The 519-nt window shown below is 61.7% G+C and carries 1 protein-coding gene; it reads right to left on the bottom strand.

The window, feature by feature from the left end; all coding sequences use genetic code 11:
* Positions 1 to 148: 148 nt before the first annotated feature.
* Positions 149 to 519: response regulator (locus CXR03_RS19025; protein ID WP_104105065.1), on the bottom strand; the 371-nt coding region annotated here is incomplete at its 5' end.

The following is a 519-nucleotide window of genomic DNA, read 5'->3' as shown; positions in this document are numbered from 1 at the left end:
GGTGTCGCCGGCATTGGTGTTGGAAATGGTGCCCTTCACCGTGAGGACGACGGGTCCGGTCGGCGCATCCAGCGCAAGGGCGGCAGTTGCAGTGAAAGCGCTCGCAAGAAGCGCGACGAGAATGCTCTTCATGGTTCTGCTCCTCTTGTTATGCCGAACGCCGTTCAGGATGGACGGCCGCGGCACCCAGATGGTCTGCCAGCAGCTTGCGGAAGGCGACGGCCTCGACCGGCTTGTGCAGGAAATCGGTGATGCCCGAAGCCTTCGCCTCTTCGCGCAGGCGCGGCTCATCATCCGCCGTGACCATGACGACCGGCACGTCGCGGTAGCGATCCATGAGGCGGACGGCCTTGACGAACTGCAGCCCGGACATGCCCGGCAGCAGGTGATCGACGATCAACATTTCGAAGTTCTCGGCATGACACAGCATCAGAGCCGTGTTTCCATCGCCCGCGACCTTGATCTCTTCGACCGTCACCTTCTTCGCGAGATGCTTGATGATCATCGCGTTGGTCGGAT

The sequence above is a fragment of the Arthrobacter sp. 08Y14 genome, assembly GCF_002929455.1.
GTDB lineage: Bacteria > Actinomycetota > Actinomycetes > Actinomycetales > Micrococcaceae > Arthrobacter_B > Arthrobacter_B sunyaminii.
The sequence above is the reverse complement of the archived record's forward strand: the minus strand, read 5'-3'. Positions and strand labels throughout refer to the sequence as shown.